General features: G+C 72.4%; 6 protein-coding genes. 3 read left to right on the top strand and 3 right to left on the bottom strand.

Going from position 1 to position 6,218, the window contains the following annotated elements; all coding sequences use genetic code 11:
- The coding region (locus AB0K37_RS24175; protein WP_363984718.1) for a hypothetical protein at window positions 1-963 on the bottom strand (963 nt) is incomplete at its 3' end.
- A gap of 115 nt (window positions 964-1,078) precedes the next feature.
- Between AB0K37_RS24175 and AB0K37_RS24170 the strand changes: the two genes are divergently transcribed.
- The gene (locus AB0K37_RS24170; RefSeq protein ID WP_363984716.1) at window positions 1,079-1,678 is read left to right on the top strand and encodes a TetR/AcrR family transcriptional regulator; all 600 of its coding nucleotides are present in this window, start codon (window positions 1,079-1,081) and stop codon (window positions 1,676-1,678) included.
- A 210-nt stretch (window positions 1,679-1,888) separates the two neighbouring features.
- Here the strand turns inward: AB0K37_RS24170 and AB0K37_RS24165 are convergent, their stop codons facing one another.
- Together AB0K37_RS24165 and AB0K37_RS24160 are read right to left on the bottom strand one after the other, a co-directional pair.
- The gene (locus AB0K37_RS24165; protein ID WP_363984714.1) at window positions 1,889-2,497 is read right to left on the bottom strand and encodes a TetR/AcrR family transcriptional regulator; all 609 of its coding nucleotides are present in this window, start codon (window positions 2,495-2,497) and stop codon (window positions 1,889-1,891) included.
- A 246-nt stretch (window positions 2,498-2,743) separates the two neighbouring features.
- Window positions 2,744-3,796: a LacI family DNA-binding transcriptional regulator gene (locus AB0K37_RS24160; RefSeq protein WP_363984712.1), complete on the bottom strand. Its 1,053-nt coding sequence runs from the start codon at window positions 3,794-3,796 to the stop codon at window positions 2,744-2,746.
- 163 nt (window positions 3,797-3,959) lie between these two features.
- Between AB0K37_RS24160 and AB0K37_RS24155 the strand changes: the two genes are divergently transcribed.
- Together AB0K37_RS24155 and AB0K37_RS24150 are read left to right on the top strand one after the other, a co-directional pair.
- Entirely contained in the window at window positions 3,960-5,309 is a 1,350-nt protein-coding gene (locus tag AB0K37_RS24155) for an amidase (protein WP_363984710.1), read from the top strand.
- 14 nt (window positions 5,310-5,323) lie between these two features.
- Window positions 5,324-6,208, top strand: coding sequence for a nitrilase family protein (locus AB0K37_RS24150; protein WP_363984708.1), 885 nt, complete (start codon window positions 5,324-5,326; stop codon window positions 6,206-6,208).
- Window positions 6,209-6,218 lie beyond the last annotated feature (10 nt).

Below are 6,218 nucleotides of genomic sequence, written 5' to 3'. Positions count from 1 at the left end.
GGGCATGTCCGGGTAGGTGGTGCCCTTGCCCGGGAGGACCTTGACGATGCCGAAGGAGGCCTTGTCGAAGTCGAGGGCGTCGGTGTCGGCGTGAGGCAGGTCGTAGCGGGCGAAGGTGTAGACGAAGGCCGCGTCGATCCCCGAGTTCTCGAAGATGCCGAGGAGTTCGCGCAGGTAGTCGGCCTGCTCCTGTTCGTCGCGGACGACGGGACGGGTGAAGCGGGCGGGGCGGGCCCGGTCGTTCCATTCGATGACCTCGTCGCCCCGGCTCGCGATGGCGGCGGCGCCTCGGTAGGCGGCGCAGCCGAACTCGGTGACCGCCGCGGGCCTGCCGTGAGCGGTCAGGGCGCGCAGCCCGGCCGGGAGCTGGTCGGCGTTCTGCGCGTCGCGGTAGCCGGCGTCGGTGGCGACCATGTCGAACGGTGTCCAGTCGACGCCCTCGAACGGCAGCGAGGCGTAACCGACGCGGCCGCCGAACTCGGCCCGCACGGCTGCGACGGCCTTGCCGAGGAAGGCGTTGATCGCGGTGGGCAGGGTGGCCAGCGCGGTGCGGAGCCGCTGCGGGTCGGAGAGGACGGCGGCTCTTTCCTGAAGGGTGTCGCCGGGGATGAAGCCGGCCGTGCAGATGGAGATCTCCGAGCCGGTGAGGAAGACCACCTCGGCGCCGGTGCGGCGCAGCCTCTCCGCGCGGGCGGCGCTGTCGGTCAGGAAGTCGAGCAGTTCGTCCTGGTCGAGGCCGTTGGTGAACGGGCAGTACCAGACTTCGAGTCCGGCGTCGGCGGCGAGGCGGGCGGCCGTCTCCAGGCGGTCGCGGTCGCCGCCGGTGATCCGGACGGCGTCGCAGCGCAGGTCGTTGCGGATGATGGCCATCTCGCGGCGGACGGTGGCCGGGTCGAAGGGCTCGCGGGTGGTGGTCCCCGCGCTGGTGAAGCCGGTGTCGAAGTTGATGCCGAGAGCGCGCATGATCGTTCCTTCGCGTCGATGTTACGGTACGAAACGTACCCTAAGGCATGTTCTCTCGGCGCTGGAGGGAGCAAATTGAAGTACGCTTCGTACCCTAGGACGGTGAAGGGGCTGCATGGCTGAGGGCGGTGGGTCGCGGCGGCGGGGGGCCGCGCTGGAGGAGGCGATCCTGCGGGCGGCGGCCGAGGTGCTGCGGGAGTCCGGCGTCGGCGGCCTGACCATGGACGAGGTGGCGCGGCGGGCCGGCACGAACAAGAACGCGATCTACCGGCGGTGGCCGAATCGCGTCGCGCTCGGTGTCGCCGCGTACCGCCGGCTGGCCGACGCGGAGGTCACGGTGCCGGACACCGGTTCGCTGCGGGACGACGCTCTGGACCTGCTGCGCCGCGCGAACAGCACCTGGTCGTCGCCGTACGGGGAGATCCTGCGCGGGCTGATCGCGGCGGCGGGGAGCGCGCCGGAGGCGCTCGCCGAGTTGCGGGACGGCGGTGGCGGCGCCTACGAGGCGGCGTGGCTGACGGTGCTCGGCCGGGCGGTGGCGCGCGGTGAGGCCGCGGCCGAGGCGCTGCATCCCCGGGTCGCGTCCACGCCGGTCGCGCTGCTGCGCAACGAGTACATGGCGCGGGGCGTCCCGGCCGTGCCGGACGGCGTCCTCGTCGAGATCGTGGAAGAGGTCTTCCTGCCGCTGGTCCGGGGACGCGCCGCCTTCGGCTGACGAGCTTCGTGATTCCGCGGGCCGCTGGACGGCGGGGTCCGGGCGCAGCCGGATTCGGTGACCCCGGCGGGTCTGCCATGCGCTGCGACGGCCGCCCTGTCGAGGAATGCGTTCGACCGCGATGGGCCGGCGCTGCGCGGAGTCGCCGCGGTTGGTAGACCGTTCGGCAGTGGCTCGGCTCAGTGCCGGGGGCCTCCGCCGACGGGTTCGTCAGGGTGTGGGGGCCGTCACCAGGCGAATGAGCTCGTTCAGGTGACGGCGAAACCGGTCCAGTGCACCCGAGGCGTCAGGCGGGGTCGCTCGGCCGGCCGCGTCAGGAAATCCTGATTGCAGGTAACCGTTGACCACCCAGACCAGAGTCAACATGAGCGCCTCGGCGTCGACGTCCGGCCTGACCGCTGGGCCGATGACCTCAAGCGCCTGCCTCATATTGAGCGCGCTCGTCCGCTCCTCGAGTCCGGCGATGTCGCTGGCGTCGGACAGCCAACGATGGATCCAGAGCCTGGCCATCTCAGGATGCTCCAAGCAATGGTCGACGTAGAGGTTTATCAACTGACGCAGGCCGTCCGCGTCCGGAGTGATCTCTCCTGCGGTGTCCCGCACGTGGTCACGCCATCGCTGGTTGGCGTCCTCGAAGACCTGCACGTACAGGGCACGCTTGCCGCCGTACTGTTCGGTCACCACATCGACGGGAACACCGACCGCACTCGCGATCATCTGATTGGTGACCGCGTCGTAGCCGAGCTCGGAGAACAGGCGGGTGACCACCGTCTGTACATGCGGGTCGGTCGGATCCTGGGAGGCGTCCCCGGTGCCCATGCGGTCTCCCCTCCGACTCTAAATCTTTGGTCGCCGCAACTACCCCCATAGCCGCACAAACACCCCCGTTCGACGAGGGTGGGGGAAGCTATCGAACAATTACTCAGTGTAACATCGGGCGGCTGTGCCGAAGAGCGTCCACCGGTCTCGCGATGGTGATCGGCTGTCCTCGCCGTACAGGGAGGTCCCGCGCGGGCTGGTCCGGGGGCGTGCCGCCTTCAGGCGGTGAGATTCCGCGGAACCCGGTCAGGATTCCTCGAGCGTCCTCGGCGGTGTCGCGGGGTCGGTGGACGCTCGGACGACGAGGTCGGGCGGAAGGCGCTCGGACGCGGTCGTCCGTCCGGCGAGCAGATCGACGAGCAGGTCGAGGGCCCGTTCGCCCATCTCGTGCATGGGCGAGCGGACGCTGGTGAGCGGGATGGGCAGCTCCGCCGCGAGGGGGGTGTCGTTGTAGCCGGCGACGGCGACGTCCTCGCCGGGGCGCAGGCCCTGGTCGCGCAGGACGCCGAGCGCGCCGATGGCCGCGAAGTCGTTGACGGCGAAGAGGGCCGTGGGCCGGGGGTCGTGGCGCAGGAGGCGTTCGGCGGCGGCCCGGCCGCCGGCGGCGTCGAAACCGGAGTGGACGACGTGGGAGCCGGGTACCGGGTGGCCCGCCTCCCGGTACCGGTCGACGAACCCGGCGGTGCGGTCGGCGCCGGTGCTGGCGAAGGGCTCGCCCGCGATGACGCCGACCCGCCGGTGGCCGAGGGCGAGCAGGTGGTCGGCGACCAGGCGGCCGCCGAGGCGGTCGTCGCAGGTGACGGACGGGTGCCGTCCGGCGTGCCGGCTGACCAGGACGAACGGGACGCGCCGCTCGGCGATCTCGTCGAGGAAGGCGGCGTCGGTGTGCGCGTCGCCGAAGACCAGGCCGTCGACGTGCCGGGACAGCGCCAGTTCGGTGCGCGCCCGCTGCTGCTCGGGCCGGTCGTGGCTGTTCATGACGAAGGTGGTGAGGCCGTGCCGGGCGGCGGCGTCCTCGACGCCCTCGTAGATCGTGGCGAGCACGAGGTCGGACAGCCGGGGGACCAGGACGCCGACGAGGTTGCTGCGCTGGGTGCGCAGGCTGGTGGCGTGCGGGTTGGGGCGGTAGTCCAGCCGTGCGGCCCAGCGCCGGATCTCCTCGGCGGTCTCGCGGGACGCGGCCCGCTGGGCGTCCTCGGGGGAGCCGTTGAGCACCCGGGAGACGGTGGAGACGTCGACGCCCGCCGCCTGCGCGATGGTCCGCAGCGTCGCGGGACGCCGCCGGTCGTTGCGGGCCACCCGTCCGCCTTCCTGTCGCCGTGCCCTTGACAGGGCCACCGTCCGATGTCTTTTATACAACCCAAACGTTTGACCCAATCGTTTGGGTCAGTCGAAGTTCCACCCCAATCGATTGGGAAAGAGGCGAAGCCGTGACACGACGGGTCGATGCGGGACGGTCGGCGTGATCGGCCTGCCGCCGGAGGCGGGCTGGTTCGCCCGGCACACGGTCGCGGGACTGGTCGGCGCCCTGCGGGACGGGAGGACGTCTCCGGGCGATCTGGTGGAGCGGTCCCTGGCCGAGGCGTCAAGGCTCGAAGCGCTCAACGCGTTCGTCACCGTGGACGGGCCGGGGGCGCGAGCGGCGGCGGAGCGCGCCGGACGGGAACTGGCCGCGGGCCTCGACCGCGGTCCCCTCCACGGCATCCCTGTCGCGGTCAAGGACATGGTCGACACCGCCGGGCTGCGCACCACGATGGGGTCCCGTCACCACGCGGACCGGGTGCCCGAGCACGACGCCGAATGCGTCCGCCGGTTGCGAGCGGCCGGCGCGGTCATCGTCGGAAAGACCACGACCCACGAGTTCGCCTTCGGGCCGACCGGCGACCGGTCGCTGAACGGGGCGACCCGCAACCCGTACGGGGACGCGCGTCTCGCCGGCGGGTCCAGCAGCGGGTCCGCCGCGGCGGTGGCCGCCGGGATCGTGCCGCTCGCGGTGGGCACCGACACCGGCGGCTCGGTGCGCATCCCCGCCGCGTGCTGCGGGATCGTCGGGCTCAAGCCCACCCTCGGCGCCGTGCCGTCCGACGGGGTCTTCCCGGTCTCGCCCTCCCTGGACACCGTGGGCCCGATGGCGCGGACCGCCGATGACTGCCTGTTCCTGTGGAACGCTCTCACCGGGCAGGACGCCCCGGTCCCGGACGTCTCCGCCGCCCGGGTCGGGTGGGTGGCGCCGGACGCCGTCCACCCGGTGGACCCGCGCGTGGCCGCCGCCGCCCGCGCGATGCTGGAACCGCTGCCCGTCCGGGACGTCGCCGTCCCGGACCTCGCCCGGTTGCGGTGGGCCTACACCGCGATCCAGAGCGGCGAGGTCCAGCGGTTCCACGCGGGCCGGATGGCCGCCGCGCCGGAACTCTACGACGCGGAGGTGCTGGCGCGGCTCCGCGCGGCCGGACGGATCACCGCCGAGGACACCGCCGCGGCCCGCGAGCTGCGGGAACGGGTCCGCGGGGCGGTGACGGCCCTCTTCGGCCGCTTCGAGTTCCTCGCGATGCCGACCGTTCCGGTCGTCGCTCCGCCGCTGGGGGCCCGGACGCTGGTGCTGAACGGGACGCCCGTCGACGTCCGCGCCGCGCTCCTGGCGTACACCAGCCCCTGGAGCGTGCTCGGACTTCCCGCGGTCAGCGTGCCCGCCGCCCTCGTCGACGGGCTGCCCGCCGGGCTGCAACTGATCGCCCGGCCGGGCGCCGAGCGTATGCTCCTCGCCGCCGCGGCCCGCCTGACGAAGACGCCGTCCGCCACCCCCTCGCAGTGATGAAGGAGCAGCCCATGTCCGCCATCAGCCCGGTCACCGCGGCCGCCGTCCAGTTCGACCCCCAGGTCGGCCTGGAGAACAAGGACGGAAACGTTCGTCGAAGCATCGAACTGATCAACGAGGCGGCCGACCAGGGGGCGACGCTGATCGTGCTCCCGGAACTGGCAGGCACCGGCTACGGGTTCGCCGACCGGGAGGAGGCGTACGCGCACGCAGAGCCCGTCCCGGACGGGCCGACCACGCGGGCCTGGGCCGCGATCGCCCGGGAGCGCGGCCTGCACATCGTCGGCGGTGTGGCCGAGCGCGACGGTGTGCGGCTCTTCGACACGGCCGTGCTCATCGGGCCGGACGGGGTGATCGGCACCTACCGGAAGACCCACCTGTGGAACCGGGAGAAGCTGTACTTCGAGCCCGGCGACCTGGGTTTCCCCGTCTTCCCCACGAGGATCGGCCGCATCGGCCTGCTGATCTGCTGGGACATCTGGTTCCCCGAGGTCGCGCGGCTCCTGTCCGTCCAGGGCGCGGACGTGATCTGCAGCGTGAACAACTGGGTGTGGACGCCGCCGCCGCTCTTCGACGACGCGGGCCGGTGCATGGCCGCATACCTGACGATGACCGCGTCGCACGTCAACAACGTCCCGATCGTCGCGGCGAACCGGGTCGGGGAGGAGCGCGGAGGCCGGTTCCTCGGCTGCTCGCTTATCACGGGCACGGGCGGGTGGCCGATCGGCTCCGTCGCCCCCGCCGAGGGCGAGACGACCGTCTACGCCGATCTCGACCTCGCCGCGTCGCGGTCGGCGCCGATCTGGAACGACCTCAACGACCTGGTCCGTGACCGGCGCACCGATCTGTACGATCCACTGCTCGGCTATCGCGGCGGCGACGAGTTCCCCCGCTGAGCGGGCGCCG

Source organism: Actinomadura sp. NPDC049753, from assembly GCF_040674655.1.
Classification (GTDB): domain Bacteria; phylum Actinomycetota; class Actinomycetes; order Streptosporangiales; family Streptosporangiaceae; genus Spirillospora; species Spirillospora verrucosospora.
This window is presented reverse-complemented; position numbering and strand designations above follow the sequence as displayed.